At 71.4% G+C, this 25,565-nt stretch carries 24 protein-coding genes; 10 read left to right on the top strand and 14 right to left on the bottom strand.

Translation table 11 applies throughout. The annotated features are described in order from the left end of the window. Positions 1-127: 127 nt before the first annotated feature. Positions 128-286, top strand: a complete 159-nt coding sequence (locus ABT354_RS24715; protein WP_351497443.1) for a hypothetical protein — start codon at positions 128-130, stop codon at positions 284-286. Between the two features lie 58 nt (positions 287-344). On the opposite strand, the gene ABT354_RS24710 is transcribed toward ABT354_RS24715, so the two are convergent. From ABT354_RS24710 to ABT354_RS24675, 8 genes are all read right to left on the bottom strand, one after another. After that, complete coding sequence (locus ABT354_RS24710; protein WP_351497441.1) at positions 345-686, bottom strand: metal-sulfur cluster assembly factor; 342 nt, start codon at positions 684-686, stop codon at positions 345-347. Beyond that, positions 683-1,147 carry a Fe-S cluster assembly sulfur transfer protein SufU gene (sufU, locus tag ABT354_RS24705; RefSeq protein ID WP_351497439.1) on the bottom strand — a complete coding sequence of 155 codons (465 nt, stop codon included), beginning with the start codon at positions 1,145-1,147 and terminating at the stop codon, positions 683-685. The genes ABT354_RS24710 and sufU overlap by 4 nt, the downstream gene beginning before the upstream one ends. 12 nt (positions 1,148-1,159) lie before the next feature. After that, positions 1,160-2,416, bottom strand: coding sequence for a cysteine desulfurase (locus ABT354_RS24700; protein ID WP_351497437.1), 1,257 nt, complete (start codon positions 2,414-2,416; stop codon positions 1,160-1,162). Further along, positions 2,413-3,177, bottom strand: coding sequence for a Fe-S cluster assembly ATPase SufC (sufC, locus tag ABT354_RS24695; RefSeq protein WP_351497435.1), 765 nt, complete (start codon positions 3,175-3,177; stop codon positions 2,413-2,415). The genes ABT354_RS24700 and sufC overlap by 4 nt, the downstream gene beginning before the upstream one ends. A gap of 7 nt (positions 3,178-3,184) precedes the next feature. After that, positions 3,185-3,502: a non-heme iron oxygenase ferredoxin subunit gene (locus ABT354_RS24690; RefSeq protein ID WP_351497433.1), complete on the bottom strand. Its 318-nt coding sequence runs from the start codon at positions 3,500-3,502 to the stop codon at positions 3,185-3,187. Continuing rightward, positions 3,499-4,680: a Fe-S cluster assembly protein SufD gene (gene sufD, locus ABT354_RS24685; RefSeq protein ID WP_351497431.1), complete on the bottom strand. Its 1,182-nt coding sequence runs from the start codon at positions 4,678-4,680 to the stop codon at positions 3,499-3,501. Before sufD ends, ABT354_RS24690 begins: the two co-directional genes overlap by 4 nt. A gap of 118 nt (positions 4,681-4,798) precedes the next feature. Beyond that, positions 4,799-6,220: a Fe-S cluster assembly protein SufB gene (sufB, locus tag ABT354_RS24680; protein WP_351497428.1), complete on the bottom strand. Its 1,422-nt coding sequence runs from the start codon at positions 6,218-6,220 to the stop codon at positions 4,799-4,801. Beyond that, positions 6,217-6,954 (bottom strand): helix-turn-helix transcriptional regulator, encoded by a 738-nt coding sequence (locus ABT354_RS24675; protein WP_351497426.1) that lies wholly within the window; start codon positions 6,952-6,954, stop codon positions 6,217-6,219. Before ABT354_RS24675 ends, sufB begins: the two co-directional genes overlap by 4 nt. Before the next feature lie 291 nt (positions 6,955-7,245). Between ABT354_RS24675 and ABT354_RS24670 the strand changes: the two genes are divergently transcribed. The 4 genes from ABT354_RS24670 (at position 7,246) to ABT354_RS24655 (ending at position 11,536) form a co-directional block, all read left to right on the top strand. After that, entirely contained in the window at positions 7,246-8,172 is a 927-nt protein-coding gene (locus tag ABT354_RS24670) for an ABC transporter ATP-binding protein (protein ID WP_351497424.1), read from the top strand. Further along, positions 8,169-8,951 carry an ABC transporter permease gene (locus ABT354_RS24665; protein ID WP_351497421.1) on the top strand — a complete coding sequence of 261 codons (783 nt, stop codon included), beginning with the start codon at positions 8,169-8,171 and terminating at the stop codon, positions 8,949-8,951. The genes ABT354_RS24670 and ABT354_RS24665 overlap by 4 nt, the downstream gene beginning before the upstream one ends. A 274-nt stretch (positions 8,952-9,225) precedes the next feature. Further along, entirely contained in the window at positions 9,226-10,539 is a 1,314-nt protein-coding gene (locus ABT354_RS24660) for a hypothetical protein (protein WP_351497419.1), read from the top strand. Between the two features lie 28 nt (positions 10,540-10,567). Next, a complete protein-coding gene (locus tag ABT354_RS24655) occupies positions 10,568-11,536 on the top strand; it encodes a COX15/CtaA family protein (RefSeq protein ID WP_502983490.1) in 969 nt (322 codons plus the stop codon). Positions 11,537-11,575: 39 nt separating this feature from the next. On the opposite strand, the gene ABT354_RS24650 is transcribed toward ABT354_RS24655, so the two are convergent. From ABT354_RS24650 to ABT354_RS24640, 3 genes are all read right to left on the bottom strand, one after another. Then, a complete protein-coding gene (locus ABT354_RS24650; protein ID WP_351497415.1) occupies positions 11,576-12,655 on the bottom strand; it encodes an amidohydrolase family protein in 1,080 nt (359 codons plus the stop codon). Between the two features lie 69 nt (positions 12,656-12,724). Then, positions 12,725-13,045: a hypothetical protein gene (locus ABT354_RS24645; protein ID WP_351497412.1), complete on the bottom strand. Its 321-nt coding sequence runs from the start codon at positions 13,043-13,045 to the stop codon at positions 12,725-12,727. 124 nt (positions 13,046-13,169) lie between these two features. Beyond that, entirely contained in the window at positions 13,170-14,144 is a 975-nt protein-coding gene (locus ABT354_RS24640; protein ID WP_502983489.1) for a heme o synthase, read from the bottom strand. Positions 14,145-14,461: 317 nt separating this feature from the next. Between ABT354_RS24640 and tkt the strand changes: the two genes are divergently transcribed. The 5 genes from tkt to pgl are packed head-to-tail and all read left to right on the top strand — an operon-like array spanning position 14,462 to position 21,101. After that, positions 14,462-16,564, top strand: coding sequence for a transketolase (tkt, locus tag ABT354_RS24635; protein WP_351497410.1), 2,103 nt, complete (start codon positions 14,462-14,464; stop codon positions 16,562-16,564). A 52-nt stretch (positions 16,565-16,616) separates the two neighbouring features. Beyond that, positions 16,617-17,735 carry a transaldolase gene (gene tal / locus ABT354_RS24630; protein ID WP_351497408.1) on the top strand — a complete coding sequence of 373 codons (1,119 nt, stop codon included), beginning with the start codon at positions 16,617-16,619 and terminating at the stop codon, positions 17,733-17,735. Positions 17,736-17,749: 14 nt separating this feature from the next. Continuing rightward, positions 17,750-19,270 (top strand): glucose-6-phosphate dehydrogenase, encoded by a 1,521-nt coding sequence (gene zwf, locus ABT354_RS24625; protein WP_351497630.1) that lies wholly within the window; start codon positions 17,750-17,752, stop codon positions 19,268-19,270. After that, the gene (gene opcA / locus ABT354_RS24620; RefSeq protein WP_351497406.1) at positions 19,267-20,322 is read left to right on the top strand and encodes a glucose-6-phosphate dehydrogenase assembly protein OpcA; all 1,056 of its coding nucleotides are present in this window, start codon (positions 19,267-19,269) and stop codon (positions 20,320-20,322) included. The genes zwf and opcA overlap by 4 nt, the downstream gene beginning before the upstream one ends. After that, complete coding sequence (pgl, locus tag ABT354_RS24615) at positions 20,319-21,101, top strand: 6-phosphogluconolactonase (protein ID WP_351497404.1); 783 nt, start codon at positions 20,319-20,321, stop codon at positions 21,099-21,101. The genes opcA and pgl overlap by 4 nt, the downstream gene beginning before the upstream one ends. 380 nt (positions 21,102-21,481) lie before the next feature. Here the strand turns inward: pgl and ABT354_RS24610 are convergent, their stop codons facing one another. The 3 genes from ABT354_RS24610 to pgi are packed head-to-tail and all read right to left on the bottom strand — an operon-like array spanning position 21,482 to position 25,243. Then, positions 21,482-23,059 carry a PH domain-containing protein gene (locus tag ABT354_RS24610; RefSeq protein ID WP_351497402.1) on the bottom strand — a complete coding sequence of 526 codons (1,578 nt, stop codon included), beginning with the start codon at positions 23,057-23,059 and terminating at the stop codon, positions 21,482-21,484. Continuing rightward, positions 23,056-23,586, bottom strand: a complete 531-nt coding sequence (locus ABT354_RS24605; protein ID WP_351497400.1) for a PH domain-containing protein — start codon at positions 23,584-23,586, stop codon at positions 23,056-23,058. Before ABT354_RS24605 ends, ABT354_RS24610 begins: the two co-directional genes overlap by 4 nt. A 4-nt stretch (positions 23,587-23,590) precedes the next feature. After that, positions 23,591-25,243: a glucose-6-phosphate isomerase gene (gene pgi, locus ABT354_RS24600; RefSeq protein ID WP_351497398.1), complete on the bottom strand. Its 1,653-nt coding sequence runs from the start codon at positions 25,241-25,243 to the stop codon at positions 23,591-23,593. Positions 25,244-25,565: the final 322 nt, after the last annotated feature.

Genomic DNA, 25,565 nt, shown 5'->3' with positions numbered 1-25,565 from the left:
CGCTCACCCACCCTGACCTGGGTATATCCCCGCGCCGGGCAGAGGCTCCATCCACCAGCCACGGCCAGCGGAGTTTCCTGAGGCCCTCGGCGAACCCGCCGAAGCGACCTCCGAAAGGACCCGCATCATGTCCCTGACCCTTGGGCTCCTGCTTCTCGCCGCCCTGCCGCTCACGATCACCGCCGCCCTGCTCACCGCGCACCTGGCCACCCTGCGGGGTCTCCGTGATGAGCAGCGCGTGCGGGCGTTCCGTCTCTTCGCGCAAGCGCTCCGGAACCGTCGCTAGCGAAAAGGCCGAGGGCCCGGCGCACAGCGCCGGGCCCTCGATGAGAACAAGCGACCGCTCAGACGTTGAAGCCCAGCGCCCGCAGCTGCTCGCGGCCGTCGTCGGTGATCTTGTCCGGGCCCCACGGGGGCATCCAGACCCAGTTGATCTTCAGCTCATTGACGATGCCCTCGGTGGCGGACTTCGCCTGGTCCTCGATCACATCGGTGAGCGGGCAGGCGGCCGAGGTCAGCGTCATGTCGAGGGTGCACACATTGGTGTCGTCGACATGGATGCCGTAGATCAGCCCGAGGTTGACCACGTCGATCCCCAGCTCGGGGTCGACCACGTCGTACAGCGCCTCGCGGATCTCTTCCTCGGAGGCCGGCGCCAGGGCGGCGGCCTCGGTGTTCTCGGTCATGCCGTATTCCTCTCCTGGCTCTCGCCCAGGGCCTGGGCGGTCGCGTCCTTCCACGCCATCCAGCTCAGAAGGGCGCACTTCACCCGTGCCGGGTACTTGGAGACACCGGCGAACGCCACGGCGTCCTCCAGCACCTCCTCCATCGCGTCGTCCGGCTCGATCCGGCCCTTGGACTGCATCAGCTCCAGGAAGGTCTCCTGGATGTGCCGGGCCTCCGCCAGCTCCTTGCCGACCAGCAGATCGTTGAGGACGGAGGCGCTGGCCTGGCTGATGGAGCAGCCCTGGCCGTCGTAGGACACATCGGCGACCCGGGAGCCCTCGTACCGCACCCGCAGGGTGATCTCGTCACCGCAGGTCGGGTTGACATGGTGCACCTCGGCGTCGCCGTCCCGCAGACCGCGCCCATGAGGGTGCTTGTAGTGGTCCAGGATGACGTCCTGGTACATCGAATCCAGCTTCACTGGGACCCCGCTCTATCCGAAGAACCGACGGACGTGCTCCAGCCCGTCGACCAGCGCGTCCACCTCGGCGGGCGTGGAGTACAGATAGAACGACGCCCGCGTCGTCGCGGGAATTCCGTACCGCAGACAGACCGGCCGCGCGCAGTGGTGGCCGACCCGGACCGCGATGCCCTGCTCGTCCAGGACCTGGCCCACGTCATGGGGGTGGATGTCCCCCAGCGTGAAGGAGATCGCCGCACCGCGGTCCTCGGCCGAGACGGGGCCGATGATCCGCAGATCGGGCACCTCCTGGAGCCGGCGGACCGCGTACTCGGTGATCGCGTGCTCATGGGCCGCGATCTTCTCCATGCCGATGGCGTTGAGGTAGTCCACCGCCGCGCCGAGGCCCACGGCCTGGGCGATCGGCGGCGTACCGGCCTCGAACTTGTGCGGCGCGGGGGCGTAGGTGGAGGAGTTCATCGAGACGGTCTCGATCATCTCGCCGCCGCCGAGGAACGGCGGCAGGTCCTCCAGCAGCTCCTGCCGGCCCCAGAGCACGCCTATACCGGTCGGACCGCACATCTTGTGACCGGTGAAGGCCACGAAGTCCGCGCCGAGCGCCTGGACGTCCAGCGGGGCGTGCGGGGCCGCCTGGGAGGCGTCGATCAGCACCAGGGCGCCCACGTCCTGGGCGCGGCGCACGATCGCCTCGACCGGGTTGATCGTGCCCAGGATGTTGGAGACCAGCACAAAGGAGACGATCTTCGTCTTCTCGGTGATGACCTCGTCGATACGGGAGAGGTCGAGCCGGCCGTCGTCGGTCAGCCCGAACCACTTCAGCTTCGCGCCCGTGCGCTGCGCCAGCAGCTGCCAGGGAACGATGTTGGAGTGGTGCTCCATCTCGGTGATGACGATCTCGGTGTCACGGTCCACGCGGTAGGGCTCGTCCGCCCAGCCCAGCATGTTCGCGACGAGGTTCAGCGACTCCGAGGCGTTCTTGGTGAAGATCACCTCATCGCGGCTGGGCGCGTTGATGAACGCCGCCACCTTGTCCCGCGCGCCCTCGTACAGCGCCGTGGCCTCATCGGCGAGCACATGGATACCGCGGTGCACATTGGCGTGGTGGCGCTCGTAGTACTCGGTGACCGCTTCGATCACCTGGCGCGGCTTCTGCGAGCTGGCCGCGCTGTCGAGGTAGACCAGCTTCTTGTCGCCGTGGATCACCCGGTCGAGGATCGGGAAGTCCTTGCGGATCGCCTCGGTGTCGAGAAGGCCCGGCAGCTGTGTCACGAAGATGCGCCGCCCTTCACATACGCCTCGTACCCCTCGGCCTCCAGCTTGTCCGCCAGCTCCGGGCCGCCGGACTCGGCGATCCGCCCGTTGGCGAAGACATGCACGTGGTCGGGCTTGATGTAACGGAGGATACGCGTGTAGTGCGTGATCAGGAGGGTGCCGACCTCGCCGGACTCGCGGACGCGGTTGACGCCCTCGGAGACCACGCGGAGCGCGTCCACGTCCAGACCGGAGTCGGTCTCGTCCAGGATCGCGATCTTCGGCTTCAGCAGCTCCAGCTGAAGGATCTCGTGGCGCTTCTTCTCACCGCCGGAGAAGCCCTCGTTGACATTGCGCTCGGCGAAGGCGGGGTCCATGGACAGCCGCTCCATGGCTCCCTTGACCTCCTTCACCCAGGTACGCAGCTTGGGGGCCTCGCCGCGGACGGCGGTGGCGGAGGTGCGCAGGAAGTTGGAGACCGAGACACCCGGGACCTCGACCGGGTACTGCATGGCGAGGAAGAGACCGGCGCGCGCCCGCTCGTCCACGCTCATCTCCAGCACGTCCTCGCCGTCCAGGGTGACCTGGCCGCTGGTGATCGTGTACTTGGGGTGACCGGCGAGCGAGTACGCCAGGGTGGACTTGCCGGAGCCGTTGGGGCCCATGATGGCGTGGGTCTCGCCCTGCTTCACGGTCAGGTCGACGCCCTTGAGGATCTCCCGGGAGCCGTTCTCGGCTTCGACGGAGACGTGCAGGTCGCGGATTTCAAGCGTTGCCATGGGTGACTCAGGACTCCTGGGTGATGGAGACGAGCACATCGTCCCCTTCGATCTTTACGGGGTACACGGGGACGGGGCGCGTCGCGGGCAGTCCGGACGGCTTTCCGGTGCGGAGGTCGAAGGCGGAGCCGTGCAGCCAGCACTCGATCTGGCAGTCCTCCACCTCGCCCTCGGAGAGCGAGACATTGGCGTGCGAGCAGATGTCGTGGATGGCGAAGACCTCGCCCTCGGTACGGACGACCGAGACGGGGGTGCCGTCCAGCTCGACGCGCTTGGGGGTGTCGTCCTCCAGCTCGCTCAGACCGCAGGCTCGGACAAAACTCATGCGACCGATGCCTCCAGCTCTTCCTCGATCTTCGCGAGGAGGCGCTCCTCCACATCGGGGAGACCGATCTGCTGGACCAGCTCGGCGAAGAAGCCGCGGACCACCAGACGGCGGGCGTCCTGCTCCGGGATGCCGCGGGCCATCAGATAGAAGAGCTGCTCGTCGTCGAAGCGGCCGGTGGCGGAGGCGTGTCCGGCGCCGACGATCTCACCGGTCTCGATCTCCAGGTTGGGCACGGAGTCGACCCGGGCGCCGTCCGTGAGGACGAGGTTCCGGTTCATCTCGTAGGTGTCGGTGCCCTCGGCGGCGACGCGGATCAGCACATCGCCGATCCAGACCGCGTGGGCGTCCTGGCCCTGGAGCGCGCCCTTGTAGACCACGTTCGAGGTGTTGTGCGGCTTGTTGTGGTCGACCAGGAGGCGGTGCTCCTGGTGCTGGCCCCGGTCGGTGAAGTAGAGGCCGAACAGCTCGGCCTCGCCGCCGGTCGCCGCGTAGGAGATCCGGGGGTGGAGCCGGACCAGATCGCCGCCGAAGGTGACGATCACGGACTTGAAGGAGGCGTCCCGGCCGATGAGGGCGTCCTGCTGGGAGACATGGACGGCCTTGTCGTCCCAGTCCTGGACGGAGACGACGGTGAGCTTGGCGCCGTCGCCGAGGACGTACTCGACATTGGCGGCGAGCACCGCGTCACCGGTGTGGTCGATGACGACGACGGCCTCGGCGAACGCGCCCAGCTCCACGATCTGGTGGCCGTAGGCGACCCCGCCCTCGCCGTGGACGGCGATGCGGATCGGCTCGGTGAGCACGGTCTCGCGGGGGACGGTGACGACCGACGCCTGCTCGAAGGCGCTGTACGCCTGGGCGGCGATCCGGTCGACGGGGGTGCCGGCGCGGCCGAGCCGGGCGTCGTCCCGGCCGACGGTCTCGACGGTGACACCCTCGGGCGCCTCCACGGTGACCTTGACGCCGCCGGAGGCGACGGCCGTGCCGTCGTGGAGTCCGCCGAGCCGCTCCAGCGGGGTGAAGCGCCACTCCTCCTCGCGGCCGTGCGGAACCGGGAAGTCCGCCACGTCGAACGACGGGGGCGCGCTCATACGGGTGGCGACGGTCGACTCCGCGGCGACCGCAATCGCGCCGGCGGTCGTGGATCCTGCCGGAATGTTCTGAGCCTCAGCCATGGCTGTCGTCGTGCTCTCTCTCTGCCTTCTGGGTCAAGAAAATCTGCTCGGGGCGGGACGGGCACCGGCCCGCCCCGCCACCGTGGCCGAGGTCCGCCGACCTCCGCCGTGGCCGAGGTCAGCCGACCGAGCCCTCCATCTGGAGCTCGATCAGCCGGTTCAGCTCCAGCGCGTACTCCATGGGGAGCTCCTTGGCGATCGGCTCGACAAAGCCGCGCACGATCATCGCCATCGCCTCGAACTCCGTCAGACCGCGGCTCATCAGGTAGAAGAGCTGGTCCTCGGAGACCTTGGAGACGGTCGCCTCATGGCCCATGGAGACATCGTCCTCGCGGACGTCCACATAGGGGTACGTGTCCGAGCGGGAGATGGTGTCCACCAGCAGGGCGTCACAGAGCACATTGGACTTGGCGCCCGGGGCACCCTCACCGATCTCGATCAGACCGCGGTAGGAGGTACGGCCGCCGCCCCGCGCCACCGACTTGGAGACGATGTTGGAGGAGGTGTTCGGGGCCATGTGGACCATCTTGGCGCCCGCGTCCTGGTGCTGGCCCTCGCCCGCGAAGGCGATCGACAGGGTCTCGCCCTTGGCGTACTCGCCCATCAGATAGACGGCCGGGTACTTCATCGTCACCTTGGAGCCGATGTTGCCGTCGACCCACTCCATGGTCGCGCCCTCGTAGGCCACGGCCCGCTTGGTGACCAGGTTGTAGACGTTGTTCGACCAGTTCTGGATCGTCGTGTAGCGGCACCGGCCGCCCTTCTTCACGATGATCTCGACCACGGCGCTGTGCAGCGAGTCCGAGGAGTAGATCGGGGCGGTGCAGCCCTCGACGTAGTGGACGTAGGCGTCCTCGTCGACGATGATCAGCGTCCGCTCGAACTGCCCCATGTTCTCCGTGTTGATCCGGAAGTACGCCTGGAGCGGGATGTCGACGTGCACACCCTTGGGAACGTAGATGAACGAGCCGCCGGACCACACGGCGCTGTTCAGCGAGGCGAACTTGTTGTCACCGACCGGGATGACGGTGCCGAAGTACTCCTGGAAGAGCTCCGGGTGCTCCTTGAGCGCGGTGTCGGTGTCCAGGAAGATGACGCCCTGCTCCTCCAGGTCCTCACGGATCTGGTGGTAGACGACCTCGGACTCGTACTGCGCGGCGACACCGGCGACGAGACGCTGCTTCTCCGCCTCCGGGATACCGAGCCGGTCGTACGTGTTCTTGATGTCCTCGGGCAGGTCCTCCCAGGACGCCGCCTGCTTCTCCGTGGAGCGGACGAAGTACTTGATGTTGTCGAAGTCGATCCCCGAGAGGTCGGATCCCCAGCTCGGCATGGGCTTCTTGTCGAACAGCCGCAGACCCTTCAGGCGCAGCTTCAGCATCCACTCGGGCTCGTTCTTCTTCGCCGAGATGTCGCGGACGACCTCCTCGGACAGTCCGCGCTTGGCGGCGGCACCTGCCGCGTCGGAGTCGGCCCAGCCGAATTCATACGTACCCAGCCCCTCAAGTTCGGGGTGGGCAGTCTCCGTGGGGAGAGTCATGCGGGGTTCCTCCCGGCCGTGCTTGCAGATGCTGATGGGTTGGTGGTGCTGCGCGGTACGAACGTCGTGCACACCCCGTCGCCGTGGGCGATGGTGGCGAGACGCTGTACATGGGTCCCGAGCAGACGGGAGAAGAGTTCGGTCTCCGCCTCGCACAGCTGCGGGTACTGCTCGGCGACATGCGCGACCGGACAGTGGTGCTGACAGAGCTGCTCGCCCTGCTGGGGCGCGGGGGCGCTACGCGCTGTAGCAGCGTACCCGTCGGCGCTCAAGGCTTTCGCCAGTGCCTCGGTCCGCTCCCCGGGGGGCGCGGCCTCGACCGCTTCCCGGTACGGCTCGGCCTGGGACTCCGCGCGCTCACGGGCGAAGGCGGCGACCGCGGCCCCGCCTCCGGCGTTCCGCTCGATCCAGCGGAGGGCGTCCACGGCCAGCGAGTCGTACGACTGGTCGAAGGCATCCCGGCCGCAGGCGGTCAGAGCGAAGACACGGGCGGGCCTGCCGCGGGTGCGTGCTCCATAGATCCGCTGCTCACGGGCTTCCACCATGGTCTCGGCGACCAGGGTGTCCAGATGCCGGCGGACCGCCGCCTGGGTGAGACCGAGGCGGGCCGCGAGGTCCGCCACAGTGGACGGGCCATGGTCCAGGATCGACCGCGCGACCCGGTTGCGCGTCGGATGATCCGTACGCGTCCCGGTCGCGGGGTCCTCCCTGGGGGCCTCGCCGACGTTTTTCACAACACCATTGTTGCGTAATTCCCAGGGGTGTGACAACCGCCCCAGGTCTCCCCCACGGTGCCCTTCGTCACTTAGGGTTACCTAACGAAGGCTTGCCTCAGTAGCGACTCGGAGGGGTCCCGGAGGGACCTCGGCCGGACCCCGCGATGACGCTCCGTGACCCCTTTGACGGGCCCGGTCACCACCCCGGGCACCCCCGGTCACCGCACGGTTCCGGCCGCCCCCGGGGCGCCCTCCCGCGCTCCGGGGGCGCGATCCGGACCCGCCGGGCGCCCGCCTAGACTTCCCCGCATGCCTAGCGAGTCCGTCGTCCAGATCCAGGGCCTGGTCAAGCGGTACGGATCGAGGACCGCCGTCGACGGCCTCGATCTCGATGTCGCCCCCGGCCAGGTCACCGCGGTCCTCGGCCCCAACGGAGCCGGGAAGACCACCACCATCGAGACCTGCGAGGGATACCGCCGCCCCGACGCGGGCACCGTCCGCGTCCTCGGACTCGACCCCGTCGCCGACGCCCCCCGGCTGCGCGCCCGGGTCGGGGTGATGCTCCAGTCGGGTGGTGTCTACTCCACCGCCCGCGCCGGCGACATGCTCCGCCATATGGCCAGACTCCACGCCCATCCGCTGGATGTGGACGCCCTCACCGAACGGCTCGGCCTCGGCTCCTGCGGGCGCACCCCCTACCGCCGGCTCTCCGGCGGCCAGCAGCAGCGGCTCTCCCTGGCCATGGCCGTCGTCGGCCGCCCCGAACTCGTCTTCCTGGACGAGCCGACCGCCGGACTCGACCCCCAGGCCCGCCGCGCCACCTGGGAGCTGGTACGGGAGCTGCGCGCCGACGGCGTCACCACCGTCCTGACCACCCACGCCATGGACGAGGCCGAACACCTCGCCGACGACGTGGCCATCATCGACGCCGGGAAGGTCATCGCCCAGGGCAGCCCGGACCGGCTCTGCCGCGGCGGCGCCGAGAACACCCTGCGCTTCACCGGACGCCCCGCCCTGGATCTGGCCTCCCTGCTCAAGGCCCTCCCCGACGGGACCGCCGCGAGCGAGACCGCCCCCGGCGGCTACCGCATCAGCGGCACGGTCGACCCCCAACTGCTGGCCACCGTCACCTCCTGGTGCGCCCAGCACGGGGTGATGCCGGACCGCATCACCGTCGAACGGCACACGCTGGAGGACGTCTTCCTCGAACTCACGGGCAAGGAGCTGCGCGGATGAGCGCCGGTACGTTCACCCCCAGGCCGGGCGCGGCACCCATCGGCCGGATGATCGCGGCCCAGACCGCCTTCGAGACCCGGCTGCTGCTGCGCAACGGCGAACAGCTGCTGCTCACCCTGATCATCCCGTCGCTGCTGCTGGTGCTCTTCTCCACCGTCGACATCATCGACACCGGCGCCTCCGGAACCGCCGGGGACGAACCGGTCGACTTCCTCGCCCCCGGGGTGCTCGCCCTCGCGGTGATGTCCACCGCCTTCACCGGCCAGGCCATCGCCACCGGATTCGAACGGCGGTACGGGGTGCTCAAGCGCCTCGGCGCGTCCCCGCTCCCCCGCTGGGGCCTGATGTGCGCCAAGACCCTCTCCGTCCTGGCCACCCAGCTCCTCCAGATCACCCTGCTGACCGTGATCGCGCTGGCGCTGGGCTGGTCACCGCAGGGGGATCCGTTCTCGGTGCTGCTGCTGCTCGCCCTCGGCACCGCCGCCTTCAGCGGGCTCGGACTGCTGATGGCCGGAACGCTGCGGGCCGAGGCCACCCTGGCCGCCGCCAATCTGGTCTTCCTGCTGCTGCTGATGGGCGGCGGGGTGATCGTGCCGCTGGACCGCTTCCCCGACGCGGTCGCCTCCGGCCTCGCCCTGCTGCCGATCTCGGCGCTCTCGGACGGGCTGCGCGAGGTGCTCCAGCACGGCGACTCGCTGCCCTGGGGGGCGCTCGGCGTCCTCGCCGTCTGGGCGGTGGCGGCACTCGGGGCGGCGGCCCGCTTCTTCCGCTGGGAGTGACCACCGGCCGTCCGCCGGGAGCGACCGCCGGATGACCGCCCGCCGTCCGCCGGGAGCGGCCACCGGGTGACCGCCCGCCGTCCGCCGGGAGCGACCCGTTCCGCCGGAAGCGCCCCCGCGCTCCCCGCCCGGAGCCCCCGGGCGGGGCGCCGCCGCGTGCCGGACACATCCTTCCCCGCCTCTTCCCCGAACGCCCGCCCCCGCGCCACTATGAGCCTGCGCAAGATCGGCCCGCCGGCGGCCCGGTCGGCGTGGACGGACGCAGGGAGGGCTCATGGAGCGCACCGCCGCACTGCGGCTGGACGCGGAGTGGACCAAGGTCAGATCGGGCCGGTCCGCCGTCCCGTCCGGAGAGCGCGAACGGATGCTCCGGGACCTGATCGCCGCACTCGCCCCGCACGCCGGGCACGACCTCGGGATCGGTGCCCGCCTCAGCCTGCGGTACGCGGACCTCGCCCGGCACCACTTCGACGCGGGCCGCCGCGCCAAGGCCCTGCGCGCGGTCGCGGAGGCGGTACGGCACTGTGCCGAACCCGCCCGCCGGGACGAGGAACACGCCCGCTGGTACGCACGGGCCCTGCTCAGCCAGGCCGTCTATCTCGCCGAACCGCTCAGCGACGAACTCGGCATGCCCCGCTACGCCTTCCCGGCCCGGGGCGAGCGACCGCCCGCCGCCGTCCGCGCGGACGGACTCGCCGCACTGGACTCCACCCGGCGGGCCATGACCGTCTGGGAGCGGCTGGACGGCGCCGACCCCCGTAACCAGGAAGGTCTCGCCCAGTCCCGCGCCGTCCTCGGCGACCGGCTGGAGGAGCTGGGCGACCCGGTCGAGGCGGTCGCCTGGGCGGTCCGCGCCGAGCGCGCCTTCACGGCACTCGGCGAACCCTCCGGCGCCCGGCACAGCGCCTCCCTGGAACACCTCGGCGACCAGGTCACCCGCCGGCTGCGCCGGTGCCGCTTCCAGGGCGGGCTGACCCGGCTGCGGGACGAGGGGCTGCTCACCGGGGAGCTGCTGCCGCTCGCGGTGGTGGCGGCGCGGGTGGAGGGCGTGGAGCCGGAGGCGATAGCGGCGGGGCTGCGGCTGGACGGCGAGGAGGTGCGGCGGATCCTGCGGGCGCGCTGCTGGCGGGCGGTCTGGCGGCTGGACACCCGGGGCGGCCAGGACGCCCCCTGGACCCCGATGCCCTACCCCTGGCGGGGGATGGACGCGGTCACCGACCGCTCCGCGGCCGATGTCGCGGCGGAGCTGGCCGACGCCCTGCTCACCGGGGACGACCGGCCCGGCCCCACCGTCCACTGGCGGATCTCCGTCTGGTGGGAGGACGAGGGACGGCTGGAGGCGGCCTCCTTCCGCCGGAGCCATGTCCCCCGCGCCTCCCGCGCACCCCGCCCCCAGCAACCCGCCCGTACGCCGCAGTCCCCCCGTACCCCCCAGTCCCCCCGCTCCCAGCAACCGGCCCGTACCCAACAACCGATCCGGTCCCAACAGCCCGCCCGCTCCCAGCAGCAGGCGGTCCGGTCCCAGCGGTCCGCACGGCACCCGGAGAACGGCGTGTCGCCCCGGGGCACACCGCAATCGCCCCCCTAGTGAAAACATGCACAAGGCCCGTCCTACGATGGAGCCCGTGCAGACCCCCCTCGCCCATATCGCCCAGCGCTGGACACCCACCACCGCCACGGTCCGGCGTGCCGCGCTCTCCGCCGTCGTGATGGCGGTCGTCATCATCGTCACGGGCGGCGCGGTCCGGCTGACCGGTTCCGGTCTCGGCTGCGACACCTGGCCCAAGTGCACGGACGACAGCCTCTTCGCCACACCGGAGCAGGGGCTGCACGGCGCCATCGAGTTCGGCAACCGGCTGCTGACCTATGTGCTCTGCGCCGCCGTGGGCTGGGCGATCATCGCCGCCCGCGCGGAGAAGCCGCGCCGCCGCTCGCTCACCCGGCTGGGCTGGGCCCAGTTCTGGATCGTGATGGCCAACGCGGTACTCGGCGGCATCACCGTCTGGGCCGGGCTCAACCCCTGGACCGTGGCGGGCCACTTCCTGCTCGCCAATGTGCTGCTCACGGTGGCGGTGCTGACCTGGCACCGGACCGGTGAGGGCGACGGCGCCCCCCGGCCCCGGGTGGCGCGTCCGGTGGGCCGGCTGGGCTGGGCCATCGTGGCGGTCTCCGGGGTGCTGATCACCCTGGGGACGGCGGTGACCGGCGCGGGCAAGCACGCCGGGGACAGCAGCGATGTCCCCCGGATGCCGTGGGACTGGGCCGACGCCGCCCATCTGCACGCCGCCGCGGCCTGGGTGCTCTGCGCCCTCGCGGTCGCGATGTGGCTGGTGCTGCGGGCCGCCGCGGCTCCGGACGATGTCCGGGCGCGCTGCCGTGAGCTGCTGATCGTGCTGCTGGCCCAGGGCGGTATCGGCTATCTCCAGTACTTCACCGGGGTGCCGGAGATCCTCGTCGGCGTCCATATGCTCGGCTCCGCGCTGATGTGGGTCGCGGTGGTACGGCTCCAGCTGAGCCTGCGGGAGCGTCCGGCGACCGCCGCTCCGGTCGCCGAGCCGGCCGGCCCCGAGCTGTCCCGGGTCTGACCCCGGCCCCCGCCCCTCTCCCCGAGAGGTACGGCGGGGTCAGCGCAGCCCGTACACCCGGCGCGCGTTCCCGGCCGCGAGCATCCCGGCGACCCGCTGCGCGTCCCGGGCCGACCAGGCGCCGTCCCGTACCCAGCCGCCGAGCACCCGGGTGAGCGCCTCGTGGAACAGCCGCGCCCCGACGACATGCAGCTCCGGCAGGTCCCGGGCGCCGCTGGAGTAGAGCACCTTCCCGAAGGGGGCCGTCTCCAGCGTCTCGGCGAGCACGGCGGCGGCCCGTGCCCCGGTGGTGGCGAGCGCCGTGCCCAGATCGGCGTACACATGCGGGAAGACCCCGCTGAGCCGGGCGGCGGCGCGGTGGTGCGGATAGCCGTGGAGCAGGACGAGCGAGGTGCCGAGGCCCGCGGTGGCGGCGGCGAATCCCGCGAGCGCCGCCGGGTCGGCATCGCCCGTATGCAGCTGGAGCGGGAGCCCGGAGCCGACGGCGATCCACAGGAGATGGCGTAAGAGCACCGGATCGGTGGCGTCCGTACCGGGGCGCCGTACGGCGAGCCAGCGCCCGGCGGCCCGGCGGGTCTCCCCCGGCTCGGGCGGTTCGGGCAGCACCGCCGGGCCGCCCCGTACGGCGGTGCCGACCGCGAAGGCGACGGCGGCCCCGGCGGCTTCGTGGACCGCCCCGGCGAGGGCGGCGAGGAACTCCCCGGCCGAGCCCGCGCTGTCGGCGGCCCGCCGGAGCAGCGGTTCCAGCCGGACGATCTCATGGGCTTCGGCCCCCGCCGTCGCGGCGAGTTCGGCGGGCGGGGTGAGATCGCCGGGCACCCCGGTGTCGACCAGATAGGCCCCGATCCCGCTGGACCGCAGCAGCAGCCGCCCGGCCTCGGCGGGTCCCAGTTCCCGGCGGCGGGCGAGATAGCGGGCCGGCGGGCAGTGCGGTTCCAGCCCGAGCAGCGGCGGGCACCAGCGGCGGATCGCGAAGCCGGTCTGGGTGTCGAAGAAGGTGGTGCCGGGGGCGGGCGCGCCGTCCGCCGGGGCGAGCCGTGCCTCGAAGGTGGCGAGGCCCAGCTCGGTCCGGAGCACCCCGTGGCAGCGCTGGTCGACGAGGCTGGGTGGGTCGATCATCGGGGCTCCCGGTCGGCGACGGCACGTACGGACACGATCGTCACCAGAGGTACCCCGGTGCGGTGCCGGTCAGCCGTTGGAAGGGCCACCGACCTGGATGCCCGCCATCCGGGTCCACTCATAGGGACCGGTGCGGACCTTGGCGGCCAGTTCGCCGTCGAAGGAGTCGTGCAGGGTGAGTCCGGCCTTCTCGGCCGCGGCGGCGGCGATCTCCTGGTTCGGGGCGACCAGATCGCCCCAGCCGCCGTCCTCGCCGACGAGGACGATCCGGGTGCCGGCCTGACCGATGTGGGCGAGGTGTCCGTCGGCCCCGCCGTGGGCCCGGGAGAAAGCGGTGATCTCCCGCGCCAGCCTGGCGGCGGTGCGCTCGGCGTGCTTGGTGTCTGCCATGGCCGCGATATTACTTACGGGTATCGGGGGTGGCCATGGCCCGGGCCCGTGACGGGCACCACGGGCACCCGCCCCGGAGGGTCCAGCGCGGGAACCGGAGGGTTCAGCGCCCGTCCCGGAGGGCTCAGCGCAGGAAGGGGTCGATCGCGACGGCGAGGAAGACCACCGACACATAGGTGATCGACCAGTGGAAGAGCCGCATCTCCTTCAGCTTGGCCCCGGTGATCCCGGACTTGGCGCGGGCCTGGAGGGCGTGCGCCTCCCAGAGCCACCAGCCACCGGCGGCCAGCGCCACCGTGGTGTAGAACCAGCCCGTGTACCCCAGCGGGGTGAGCAGCAGCGAGACCGCGACCATGACCCAGCTGTACGCGACGATCTGGCGGGCCACCGTCCGGTTGGAGGCGACGACCGGCAGCATCGGGACGCCGACGCGGGCGTAGTCGTCCTTGACCTTCATGGAGAGCGGCCAGTAGTGCGGGGGCGTCCAGAAGAAGATGACCAGGAAGAGGATGACCGCGGCCCAGGAGACCGAGTTCGTCACCGCGGACCACCCGATCAGCACCGGCATACAGCCCGCGATGCCGCCCCAGACGATGTTCTGCGAGGTGCGCCGCTTGAGGATCATCGTGTAGACGATCACATAGAAGAGGAGCGCGCCGAGGGAGAGCCAGGCCGAGAGCCAGTTGACGAGCAGGCCGAACCAGAGGGTGGAGACGACCGCGAGGACCAGGCCGAAGACCAGTCCCTCACGCGGCGAGACCATGCCGGTGACCAGGGGCCGCTGGGAGGTGCGGTCCATCAGCGCGTCGATGTCGCGGTCGATGTACATATTGAGGGCGTTGGCACCGCCGGCGGAGAGATAGCCGCCCAGGCAGGTGGCGACGACCAGCCAGAGGTCCGGTACCCCTTGCGCCGCGAGGAACATCACCGGCACTGTGGTGATGAGCAGCAGTTCGATGATCCGGGGCTTGGTCAGCGCCACGAACGCCATGACGCGCGCCCCGAACGACCGGTGGCCGGGGGATGTCCCACGCTCCCCCAGCGCCTCACGGGTGGAGGAGGTCTCCCCACCCGCTGGACGGGATTCGACGGCCGTCACGCACACCCCTGACAGAGACTCCAGCAAGCCCTGGCCGCATGTGGACATACATGAAGGCCCGGTAAAGACTTGCGCGTACGACGCCACTGTAGAGGCTGCCCCCGCATCGCCCCGCACGGGGGTGGGGTCGTGTTGAGCGGTGCTCCGCGGCCCGGGTGATCCCCGGGAGAGGCCCGCGTGATCGCTTCGGGCGGCCGGGGTGATCGCTGGGAGAAGAGGCCGTGCGCCGTGTCGCGGGTAGGCTCGGCAGCGCCCGGTGCATCCATCGTCACCGGGCCACGCACATGGAGCATTGTGGAGAGGAGCCCTGACCCAGGGTGAGCACCGAGCCGACCACCACAGACCTTGAGTGGACCGATCTGGACCAGCGGGCCGTCGATACCGCCCGCGTCCTGGCCATGGATTCCGTACAGAAGGTCGGCAACGGCCACCCCGGTACGGCCATGAGCCTGGCACCCGCCGCCTACGTGCTCTTCCAGAAGCTCATGCGGCACGACCCGGCCGACGCGGACTGGACCGGACGGGACCGTTTCGTCCTCTCCGCCGGGCACTCCTCGCTGACCCTCTACACCCAGCTCTACCTGGCCGGGTACGGCCTGGAGCTGGACGATCTGAAGGCCTTCCGCACCTGGGGCTCGAAGACCCCCGGTCACCCGGAGTACGGCCACACGACGGGCGTCGAGACCACCACCGGGCCGCTGGGCCAGGGTGTCGCCAACGCGGTGGGCATGGCCATGGCCGCCCGCTACGAGCGCGGTCTGTTCGACCCGGAGGCCGCCACCGGCACCTCGCCGTTCGACCACACCATCTGGTGCATCGCCGGTGACGGCTGCCTCCAGGAGGGCATCGCGGCCGAGGCGTCCTCCCTCGCGGGCCACCAGAAGCTGGGCAATCTGGTGCTCCTCTGGGACGACAACCACATCTCCATCGAGGGCGACACCGAGACCGCGGTCTCCGAGGACACCCTCAAGCGGTACGAGGCGTACGGCTGGCACGTCCAGCGGGTCGAGCAGCTGCCCAACGGCGATCTGGACCCGGCGGGCCTCTACCGCGCGCTGAAGGCGGCCCAGGCGGAGACCTCGCGGCCGTCCTTCATCGCGGCCCGTTCGATCATCGCCTGGCCCGCTCCGCACGCGCAGAACACCGAGGCCGCGCACGGCTCGGCGCTGGGCGAGGAGGAGGTCGCGGCCACCAAGCGGGTGCTCGGCTTCGACCCGGAGCAGACCTTCGAGGTCTCCGACGAGGTCATCGGCCACACCCGCAAGGCGCTGGACCGGGGCCGGCAGGCGCAGGCCGCGTGGGAGAAGACCCTCGCCGCCTGGCGTACCGCCAACCCGGAGCGGGCGGCCGAGTTCGACCGGATCCGCGCGGGCGAGCTGCCCCAGGGCTGGGAGGAGCTGCTGCCGGAGTTCGAGGCGGGCAAGTCGGTCGCCACCCGGGCCGCCTCCGGCAAGGTCCTCCAGGCGCTGGGCGGGGCCCTGCCCGAGCTGTGGGGCGGCTCCGCCGACCTGGCCGGCTCGAACAACACCACCATCGACAAGACCTCCTCCTTCCTCCCGGAGGGGAACCCGCTGCCGGAGGCGGACCCGTACGGCCGTACGGTCCACTTCGGTATCCGTGAGCACTCGATGGCCGCCGTGATGAACGGCATCACGCTGCACGGCAACACCCGCGTCTACGGCGGCACCTTCCTGGTGTTCTCCGACTACATGCGCAACGCGGTGCGGCTGTCGGCGCTGATGCACCTTCCGGTGACCTATGTCTGGACCCATGACTCGATCGGTCTGGGCGAGGACGGCCCGACCCACCAGCCGGTGGAGCACCTGGCGTCGCTGCGGGCGATCCCGGGGCTGAACATCGTCCGCCCGGCCGACGCCAACGAGACGGCCGTGGCCTGGCGTGAGATCCTCAAGCGGTACACCAAGGAGTTCGGCGTGGGCGCGCCGCACGGTCTGGCGCTGACCCGCCAGGGTGTGCCGACCTACCCGCGCAACGAGGACGCCGGCCGCGGTGGCTATGTCCTCTTCGACGCCGAGGGCGCCGGTGGCGAGACCGTCGAGCCCCAGGTGGTGCTGATCGGCACGGGTTCCGAGGTGCAGCTCGCCGTGGAGGCCCGGGAGCAGCTCCAGGCGGCCGGGGTGCCGGTGCGGGTGGTCTCCATGCCGTCCGTGGAGTGGTTCGAGGAGCAGGACCAGGAGTACCGGGACGCGGTGCTGCCGCCGTCGGTCCGGGCGCGGGTCGCGGTCGAGGCCGGAATCGGTCTGACCTGGCACCGCTATGTGGGTGACGCGGGCCGGATCGTCTCGCTGGAGCACTTCGGTGCCTCGGCCGACGCCAAGGTGCTGTTCCGCGAGTTCGGCTTCACCGCCGACGCGGTCGCCACCGCCGCCCGGGAATCCCTCGCCGCCGTGACGCGCTGACGCCGTCAGGGACCGATCCGTACTACGTACTACGCAGGAGATGCAGACCCCCATGACAGACGCACTCAAGCGCCTCTCCGACGAAGGCGTCGCGATCTGGCTCGACGACCTGTCGCGCACCCGTATCACCTCCGGCAACCTCGCCGAGCTGATCGACCAGCAGCATGTGGTGGGCGTGACCACCAACCCGTCGATCTTCCAGAAGGCGATCTCCAGTGGTGACGGCTACGAGCAGCAGCTCACCGAGCTGGCGACCCGCGGTGTCACCGTGGACGAGGCCATTCGCATGATCACCACGGCGGACGTCCGGGACGCCGCCGACATCCTCCGTCCCGTCTTCGAGGCGACGGACGGCCAGGACGGCCGGGTCTCCATCGAAGTCGACCCGCGCCTGGCCCACCACACGGCGGCGACCGTCGCCGAGGCCAAGCAGCTGGCGTGGCTGGTGGACCGCCCCAACACCCTGATCAAGATCCCCGCCACCAAGGCCGGGCTGCCCGCGATCACCGAGACCATCGGCCTGGGCATCAGCGTCAATGTGACGCTGATCTTCTCGCTGGAGCGGTACCGCGCGGTGATGGACGCCTACCTCGCCGGTCTGGAGAAGGCCCACGAGCGTGGGCTGGACCTCTCGAAGATTCACTCGGTGGCGTCGTTCTTCGTCTCCCGGGTGGACACCGAGATCGACAAGCGCATCGACGCCCTGGGCACCGAGGAGGCCAAGGCCGCGCGCGGCAAGGCCGGTCTCGCCAACGCCCGGCTGGCGTACGAGGCGTACGAGGAGGTCTTCGGCTCCGAGCGCTGGGCCGCCCTGGACCGGGCGCGGGCCAACCGCCAGCGTCCGCTCTGGGCCTCCACCGGGGTCAAGGACAAGGCGTACAAGGACACCCTGTACGTGGACGAGCTGGTGGCGCCGGGCACGGTCAACACCATGCCGGAGGGGACCCTGGAGGCCACCGCCGACCACGGGCAGATCACCGGTGACACCGTGCGCGGCACCTATGACCGTTCGCGCGCGGAGCTGGCGGCCGTCGAGGCCCTCGGCATCGCGTACGACGATGTCGTGCAGTTGCTGGAGGACGAGGGCGTCGAGAAGTTCGCCTCCGCCTGGAACGACCTGCTCGCGTCGACCGAGGCGGAGCTGCAGCGCCTCGCCCCCTCGGAGGGCTGACCACCGTGTCCGCTATTGGCGAGGCCAACCCGCTTCGTGACGCCGCCGACCGACGGCTCCCGCGTATCGCGGGGCCGTCGGGCCTGGTGATCTTCGGTGTCACCGGCGACCTCTCCCGCAAGAAGCTGATGCCCGCGGTGTACGACCTGGCCAACCGCGGCCTGCTGCCGCCGGGCTTCTCCCTGATCGGGTTCGCCCGGCGGGAGTGGCAGGACGAGGACTTCGCCCAGGAAGTCCACGAGGCCGTGAAGGAGCATGCCCGTACCCCCTTCCGGGAGGAGGTGTGGCAGCAGCTCAACCAGGGGATGCGGTTCGTCCAGGGCGACTTCGACGACGACGATGCCTTCGAGACCCTGAAGAAGACCATCGCGGAGCTGGACCAGGCCCAGGGGACCGGCGGAAACTTCGCCTTCTATCTCTCGGTGCCGCCGAAGTTCTTCCCCAAGGTCGTCCAGCAGCTCAAGAAGCACGGGCTGGCCGAGAAGGAGGGCTCCTGGCGCCGGGCGGTCATCGAGAAGCCCTTCGGGCACGATCTGGAGTCGGCCAAGGAGCTGAACCAGGTCGTCCATGAGGTCTTTCCCTCGAACGAGGTCTTCCGGATCGACCACTACCTCGGCAAGGAGACCGTCCAGAACATCCTGGCGCTCCGGTTCGCCAACACGCTCTTCGAGCCGATCTGGAACCGGTCCTATGTCGACCATGTCCAGATCACCATGGCCGAGGACATCGGCATCGGCGGCCGGGCCGGGTACTACGACGGCATCGGCGCCGCCCGTGACGTCATCCAGAACCACCTGCTCCAGCTGCTGGCGCTGACCGCGATGGAGGAGCCCGCCTCCTTCGACGCGGACGCCCTCGCGGCGGAGAAGGTCAAGGTCCTGGGCGCCGTGCGGCTCCCCAAGGACCTGGCCGAGAGCACCGTGCGCGGTCAGTACGCGGCGGGCTGGCAGGGCGGCGAGAAGGCCGTCGGCTATCTCCAGGAGGACGGCATCGACCCGTCGTCCAAGACCGACACCTATGCCGCCATCAAGCTGGGGATCGACAACCGCCGCTGGGCCGGGGTGCCGTTCTATCTGCGCACCGGCAAGCGTCTGGGCCGCCGGGTCACCGAGATCGCGGTGGTCTTCCAGCGCGCCCCGCACTCCCCCTTCGACCACACCGCCACCGAGGAGCTGGGCCAGAACGCCCTGGTCATCCGCGTCCAGCCGGACGAGGGCGTGACCATGCGCTTTGGCTCCAAGGTCCCGGGCACCTCCATGGAGGTGCGCGATGTGTCGATGGACTTCGCGTACGGGGAGTCCTTCACGGAGTCCAGCCCGGAGGCGTACGAGCGGCTCATCCTCGATGTGCTGCTCGGCGACTCCAACCTGTTCCCCCGGGTGGAAGAGGTGGAGCTGTCCTGGCGGATCCTCGACCCGATCGAGGAGTTCTGGGAGAAGAACGGCAGGCCCGCGCAGTACGCGTCGGGTACCTGGGGTCCGGTCGAGGCGGACGAGATGCTCGCACGAGACGGACGGAGCTGGCGCCGGCCATGAAGATCGATCTTACGGACACCACTTCCAGCAAGATCAACAAGGCGCTGGTGCAGGGCCGCCGGGCGATCGGCACCCCGGCCGTCGGCATGGTGCTCACCCTGGTCATCGTCACGGACGAGGAGAACGCGTACGACGCGCTCAAGGCGGCCAACGACGCCTCCCGTGAGCACCCCTCGCGCACCCTTGTGGTGATCAAGCGGGTCTCCCGCACCCCCCGGGCGCGGGCCCAGGCCCGGCTGGACGCCGAGGTCCGCGTCGGCGCCGAGGCCGGCACCGGTGAGACGGTGATCCTGCGGCTGTACGGGGAGGTCAGCGAGCACGCCCAGTCGGTCGTGCTGCCGCTGCTGCTGCCGGACGCGCCGGTCGTCGTCTGGTGGCCGGTGAACGCGCCGCTGGACCCGGCGAAGGACCCGCTGGGCGCGCTGGCCCAGCGCCGGGTGACCGACACCTACGCCTCCGAGCAGCCGATCCAGGAGCTGACGGCGCGCGCCGACGCGTACACCCCCGGGGACACGGATCTCTCGTGGACCCGGATCACCCCCTGGCGCTCGATGCTCGCCGCCGCGCTGGACCAGGTGGCCTGCGAGGTCACCGGGGTCGAGGTGGAGGGCGAGGAGTTCAACCCCAGTGTGGAACTCCTCGCGATGTGGCTGGCGGACCGGCTGAACGTACCGGTCAAGCGGTCCCTCTCCGCGGGTCCCGGGCTCACCGCGGTCCGGATGGACACCAACTGCGGTCCGATCATCCTGGACCGGGCGGACGGTTCGCTGGCGAACCTCTCCATCCAGGGCCAGCCGGACCGGGCGGTGGCGCTCAAGCGCCGGGAGACCGCCGAGCTGATCGCGGAGGAGCTGCGGCGGCTCGACCCGGACGACACCTACGCCTCCGCGCTGCGGTACGGGGTGGACCGGCTCGGCGACGTGGACCGGGTACCCCCGGTGCCCGCCGCCGCGCCTGCCGCTCCGGCCGGGGCCGGGGAGCCGGACGCCGGGGACGCCCCGGCGAAGAAGGCCGCGAAGAAGGCCCCGGCCCGAAAGGCGGCCTCCGCGTGAACACCCCCCAGCTGGTGGTCCACCGGGACAAGGAGCTGATGGCGCAGGCCGCGGCGGCCCGGCTGATCACCAGGATCGTGGACGCGCAGTCCGCGCGGGGCTCGGCCTCGGTGGTGCTGACCGGCGGGCGCAACGGCAACGCGCTGCTCGCCGCGCTCGGCACCGCCCCGGCCCGGGACGCCGTGGACTGGCAGCGGCTGGATCTGTGGTGGGGCGACGAGCGGTTCCTGCCCGAGGGCGACCCGGAGCGCAATGTCACCCAGGCCCGTGCGGCCCTGCTCGACCGGGTACCGCTGGACCCCGCGCGGGTCCACGCCATGCCCGCGTCGGACGGGGAGTTCGGCGGGGACCCGGACGCGGCGGCGGCCTGGTACGCGGCCGAGCTGGCCGCGGCGGCCGGCCCCGAGGACCACGGTCCGGTGCCGGTCTTCGATGTGCTGATGCTGGGCGTCGGCCCCGACACCCATGTGGCCTCGCTCTTCCCGGAGCTGCCCGCGGTACGGGAGACCGAGCGCACGGTGGTCGGCGTGCACGGCGCGCCCAAGCCGCCGCCGACCCGGATCTCGCTGACGCTGCCGGCGATCCGGGCGGCGCGTGAGGTGTGGCTGCTGGCGGCGGGCGAGGACAAGGCGAAGGCGGTGGCGATGGCGCTCTCCGGCGCGGGGGAGATCCAGGCCCCCGCGGCGGGCGCGCGCGGCCGCACCCGCACGCTCTGGCTCCTCGACGCGTCGGCCGCCTCCGAGCTGCCGCGCGCGCTGTATCCCCCGTCCCTGGCCTGACCCGGGACCCCCTTGAGGGCCCGCCCCCCGGCACCCCGGGCGGCGGGCCCTCAGCCGTTCCCGAGCCCGCTCGGGCCCTTGTCGGGGCCAGCCCCGAACCCCGCTCCTCAATCGCCGGAGAGGCTTGTTTTTCTGCTGCGGGCCCCGAACGGAGAGCAAAATCCAGCCTTGTGGGGTCCCCCGGACGAAGTCTGGGGGACCTTGAGACGCAGGGGCCTCAAAAAATCAGCCCCATGGGGGTCCCCCCGGACGGAGTCTGGGGGAGATTGAGGAGCGGGGTTCGGGGCTGGCCCCGACGAGAGCCCGAGGTCACTCGGGCCCGAGGTCCGTCCTCAATCGCCGGACGGGCTGAATTTTGAGGCCCCCGCTCGGGGCCAGGGCTACTCGGAGGCAGAGGGCGCGGGCTCCAGGAAAGGGTCCAGCAGGCCCGGGACCGCGCTCGCCGCGAGGCGCAACGCGTCGGACGCCGCGGCGTCCCGTACCACATAACCCCCCGCACCGGCCGCCGTCGTCGCCGTCAACGACACCAACCCCACCCTCCGCTGGAAGACGGACTGCCGCACCACCCACCCCGTCACCCCCGCCCTCCGCAACGCCACCGTGGACCGACGGAACACCCCCGCCCGCACCACCACGAAGTCGCCGCTCAGCGCGTGCCCCAGCGACCGGTGCGCGTCCCGCGCCCAGAGGAGCGCCGCCGGGAGGCCCACCAGCGCGACCCCCGCGGCGATCCACAGCAGGACGGGGGTGAGCCACACCCCCAGCCCCGCGAGGAGCGCGGAGGGGCCCGCCACGGCCAGCAGCGCCCAGCGGATACGGCGCCCCCGGGCCGCCCGGGGGTGCGGGACCAGCGGCGTCCCGGTCGGCGCGACCGGCTCCCGCAGCACCCGCGCGACCACCGCGTCCGCGACCGCCCGGGGCGCCGCCGGCAGCAGTACCTGGAGATCGGCGTGCTCGTCCTCGGAGGACTGCCCCACACCGACCGCGACCGCGTCCACCCGGGCCGCGCCCACCAGCCGTACCCCCAGCGGTTCGACCAGTTCGACACCGCGCAGCCGCCGCTCCTCCAGCGTGATCGAGCGGGTGGTGAAGAGCCCCCGCCGCACCCCGAGGGTGCCACCGGGCTCCCGCTCCAGGCGGTGGTTCCACCACATCTCGGTCCACAGACCCAGCGAGCCGACCACCCCCGCGAGCAGCGCCGCCAGCACCAGGCCGACGATCATCACGGGGATCGAGGTGCCCCGGAAGACATCGCCGACCCCGCCGATGACCTCCTCCTGGACCCCGAACCAGTCGCTGAGCTGGAGCACCGCCCCGACCGCCGCACCGCCGAGCGCGGGCGCGACGAAGGAGAGCGGGGCATAGCGGATCCAGGAGGGGTCCAGCCGGACGAGCCTCCCCTCGTGGCGGGTGCCGTCCTCCGCCGTCCGGGCCCGGTCCAGCAGCTCGCGGCGGAGCCGTTCGCCCTCCGCGCGGGAGACCGGGCTCAGCTCCAGGGTGGGCGTACCGCTGCCGGCCTGCTCCCCGGTGGCGATCTTGACCTTCACCAGTCCGAGCACCCGCAGCAGCGGATGCGCGGTGAGGTCGACGGAGCGGATCCGCTCCCGCGCCAGGGAGCGCCGGCTGAGCAGCAGGATGCCGCTGTGCAGCTCGACCGTGTCGGCGCCGATCCGGTAGCGGGTACGGCGCAGTCTGAGGTGTTCGGTGCCCGCGCCGCCCGCGATCAGCAGGACCGCGCCGAGGATCAGCAGCAGGGTCGCGGTGCCCGGCCAGGGGCCGCCGCCGGCCCAGGAGGCGCCGGAGAGGATCAGTCCTACGGGGGGACAGGCGCCGATGGCGACGGAGGCCATGACGGCCCCGGCCACCAGCGGCGCCCGGGGGTCCAGCCGCCGCCAGCCGTCGTCGGTACGGCCGGGGTGCTCCCGGGGGGCCGACGGGGCGTCGGATATGCCGCTCATGTGGCGTCCCCGGGGGTCGCCTGGGTGATCCTGGCGAGCCTTCCGGCCAGCTCGCCCGCGGTCTCGTGGTCCAGTCCCTCGATGATGAGGGCGCCCTTGGAGGAGGCGGTGGTGACGACGAGGGTCGCCAGCCGGAACCGCCGCTCCAGCGGGCCCTGACGGGTGTCCACGGTCTGGATCCGGGACATCGGGGCGATCCGCCACTCCTGCCAGAACGCCCCGGTCCGGATGTACACGGCCTCGTCGGTGACCTCCCAGCGGTGCACCCGGTACCGCCAGCGCGGCACGGTGAGCGCCTCCAGGAGGCCGAGGACGGCGACCGCGAGGGCGGCACCGTACAGCCAGGGCCGGGCGGGTGCGATCAGCCATCCCGGCACCGCGAGGAGGGCGGCGACCAGGGCCGTCCCGATCAGCGAGCGGGCCAGCCAGAGGCCGATGACCCGCCGGTCGAGCGGGTGCGCGGGCTCCCTCAGCCGTACCGCTGCTGCCCGTACCACTGTCCGTTCCCCCGTATCCCCCGTACGCATCGGCTCAGCGCCCGCGCAGCGTGCGGTAGACGGTGGTGAGCGCGGCGGTCGAGCTGTCCAGCCCGTCCGTGTCCGCCGCCCCGGTGAGCACCGGCTCGATCCGCTTGGCGAGGACCTTGCCGAGTTCGACGCCCCACTGGTCGAAGGAGTCGATGTTCCAGATCGCGCCCTGGACGAAGACCTTGTGCTCGTACAGGGCGATCAGCTGGCCGAGGACGGAGGGTGACAGCTCGTCCGCGAGGATGGTGGTGGTGGGGTGGTTCCCGGCGAAGGTCTTGTGCGGTACGAGTGCCTCCGGCACCCCCTCGGCCCGTACCTCCTCGGCGGTCCGGCCGAAGGCCAGTGCCTGGGTCTGGGCGAAGAAGTTGGCCATCAGCAGATCGTGCTGGGCCGCCAGGCCCCCGGTGAGCTGCGGCACGGGCCGGGCGAAGCCGATGAAGTCGGCGGGGATCACCTTGGTGCCCTGGTGGATCAGCTGGTAGTAGGCGTGCTGGCCATTGGTGCCGGGCGTGCCCCACACCACCGGGCCGGTCTGCCAGCCGACCGGCTCGCCGTCCCGGGTGACCGACTTGCCGTTGGACTCCATGTCGAGCTGCTGGAGATAGGCGGTGAAGCGGCTCAGATAGTGCGAGTACGGGAGGACCGCGTGGGCCTGCGCGTCGAAGAACGCCCCGTACCAGACGCCCAGCAGGCCCAGCAGCAGCGGTGCGTTCTCCTCCGGTGGCGCGGTCCGGAAGTGCTCGTCGACCCGGTGGAAGCCGTCCAGCATCTCCCGGAAGCGCTCGGGGCCGATCGCGATCATCAGGGAGAGCCCGATGGCCGAGTCGTACGAGTACCGTCCGCCGACCCAGTCCCAGAACTCGAACATGTTCGTCGTGTCGATGCCGAACTCCGCGACCTTCTCCGCGTTGGTCGACAGGGCCACGAAGTGCCGGGCCACCGCCTCCTGACCGGCGTTCAGACCGTCGAGCAGCCAGGAGCGCGCGGAGGTGGCGTTGGTGATGGTCTCGATGGTGGTGAAGGTCTTGGAGGCGACGATGAAGAGGGTCTCGGCGGGGTCGAGTCCGTACAGCGCCTCATGGAGGTCGGCGCCGTCCACATTGGAGACGAAACGGAACGTCAACTCGCGCGCGGTCCAGGGGCGCAGTACCTCGTACGCCATCGCCGGTCCGAGGTCGGATCCGCCGATACCGATGTTGACGATGTTCTTGACGGGCCTGCCGGTATGACCGGTCCACTCGCCGGCGCGGACCCGTGCGGCGAAGGCGTCCATCCGGTCGAGGACCTGGTGGACGCCGGGGACGACATTCTCCCCGTCGACCTCGATCACGGCGTCACGGGGGGCGCGGAGGGCGGTGTGCAGGACGGCCCGGTCCTCGGTGACATTGATCTTCTCGCCGCGGAACATGGCGTCCCGCAGACCCGCCACGTCGCTCGCCCCGGCGAGGGCGTGCAGCAGGGTCAGGGTCTCCTCGGTGACCAGGTTCTTGGAGTAGTCGATCCGGAGGTCGCCGACGCGCAGGACATGGGTGTCGCCCCGGCGGGGGTCGGCCGCGAAGAGGTCCCTCAGATGGGTCTGTCCCAGCCGCTCGCGGTGGTCGCCCAGAGCGGTCCACTCGGGCATCCGGTCGAGCCTCGTTCGGCCGCTTGTGTTCACTCGGACATCAGCTCACTTCTTGTCGTCACTGCCCTGCCGGCCCGTCGTTCCCAACCTAATTGATCAGATGGGCCGGTGCGGTGAGGGAGGGGCGGCGTCGGCCGAGAGCGAAGCGGGAATAGTCCGGCGGCCGTCCCGGACCGGCGGCGGCGCCGGGTCCGGACCCGTCTCCGGCCGCCCGGACCGGGGTCCGGGCATGCCTCCGGGGGGGGCCCCCGGGGGGGCGCGCGGGGGGGGGGGCCGGCGCCGGGGCCGCCCCCGCCCCCCCCGGCGCGCGCCAGCCTCCGGCCGTCCCTGGTGTGGTTGGGGTCAGCCGAAGGAG

Source organism: Streptomyces sp. NPDC000594, from assembly GCF_040299965.1.
Taxonomy (GTDB): Bacteria; Actinomycetota; Actinomycetes; order Streptomycetales; family Streptomycetaceae; genus Streptomyces.
Note: the sequence above shows the minus strand (reverse complement) of the source record. Positions and strands in the feature narration are given on the sequence as shown.

Bases quoted from the DNA above. Each gene is read 5' to 3' on its own strand.
- ABT354_RS24715 (WP_351497443.1), top strand. From the start codon at position 128: ATGTCCCTGACCCTTGGGCTCCTGCTTCTCGCCGCCCTGCCGCTCACG.
- ABT354_RS24710 (WP_351497441.1), bottom strand. From the start codon at position 686: ATGACCGAGAACACCGAGGCCGCCGCCCTGGCGCCGGCCTCCGAGGAA.
- sufC (WP_351497435.1), bottom strand. From the start codon at position 3,177: ATGGCAACGCTTGAAATCCGCGACCTGCACGTCTCCGTCGAAGCCGAG.
- ABT354_RS24690 (WP_351497433.1), bottom strand. From the start codon at position 3,502: ATGAGTTTTGTCCGAGCCTGCGGTCTGAGCGAGCTGGAGGACGACACC.
- sufD (WP_351497431.1), bottom strand. From the start codon at position 4,680: ATGGCTGAGGCTCAGAACATTCCGGCAGGATCCACGACCGCCGGCGCG.
- sufB (WP_351497428.1), bottom strand. From the start codon at position 6,220: ATGACTCTCCCCACGGAGACTGCCCACCCCGAACTTGAGGGGCTGGGT.
- ABT354_RS24670 (WP_351497424.1), top strand. From the start codon at position 7,246: ATGCCTAGCGAGTCCGTCGTCCAGATCCAGGGCCTGGTCAAGCGGTAC.
- ABT354_RS24665 (WP_351497421.1), top strand. From the start codon at position 8,169: ATGAGCGCCGGTACGTTCACCCCCAGGCCGGGCGCGGCACCCATCGGC.
- ABT354_RS24660 (WP_351497419.1), top strand. From the start codon at position 9,226: ATGGAGCGCACCGCCGCACTGCGGCTGGACGCGGAGTGGACCAAGGTC.
- ABT354_RS24655 (WP_502983490.1), top strand. From the start codon at position 10,568: ATGGAGCCCGTGCAGACCCCCCTCGCCCATATCGCCCAGCGCTGGACA.
- ABT354_RS24650 (WP_351497415.1), bottom strand. From the start codon at position 12,655: ATGATCGACCCACCCAGCCTCGTCGACCAGCGCTGCCACGGGGTGCTC.
- ABT354_RS24645 (WP_351497412.1), bottom strand. From the start codon at position 13,045: ATGGCAGACACCAAGCACGCCGAGCGCACCGCCGCCAGGCTGGCGCGG.
- tal (WP_351497408.1), top strand. From the start codon at position 16,617: ATGACAGACGCACTCAAGCGCCTCTCCGACGAAGGCGTCGCGATCTGG.
- opcA (WP_351497406.1), top strand. From the start codon at position 19,267: ATGAAGATCGATCTTACGGACACCACTTCCAGCAAGATCAACAAGGCG.
- ABT354_RS24610 (WP_351497402.1), bottom strand. From the start codon at position 23,059: ATGAGCGGCATATCCGACGCCCCGTCGGCCCCCCGGGAGCACCCCGGC.
- ABT354_RS24605 (WP_351497400.1), bottom strand. From the start codon at position 23,586: ATGCGTACGGGGGATACGGGGGAACGGACAGTGGTACGGGCAGCAGCG.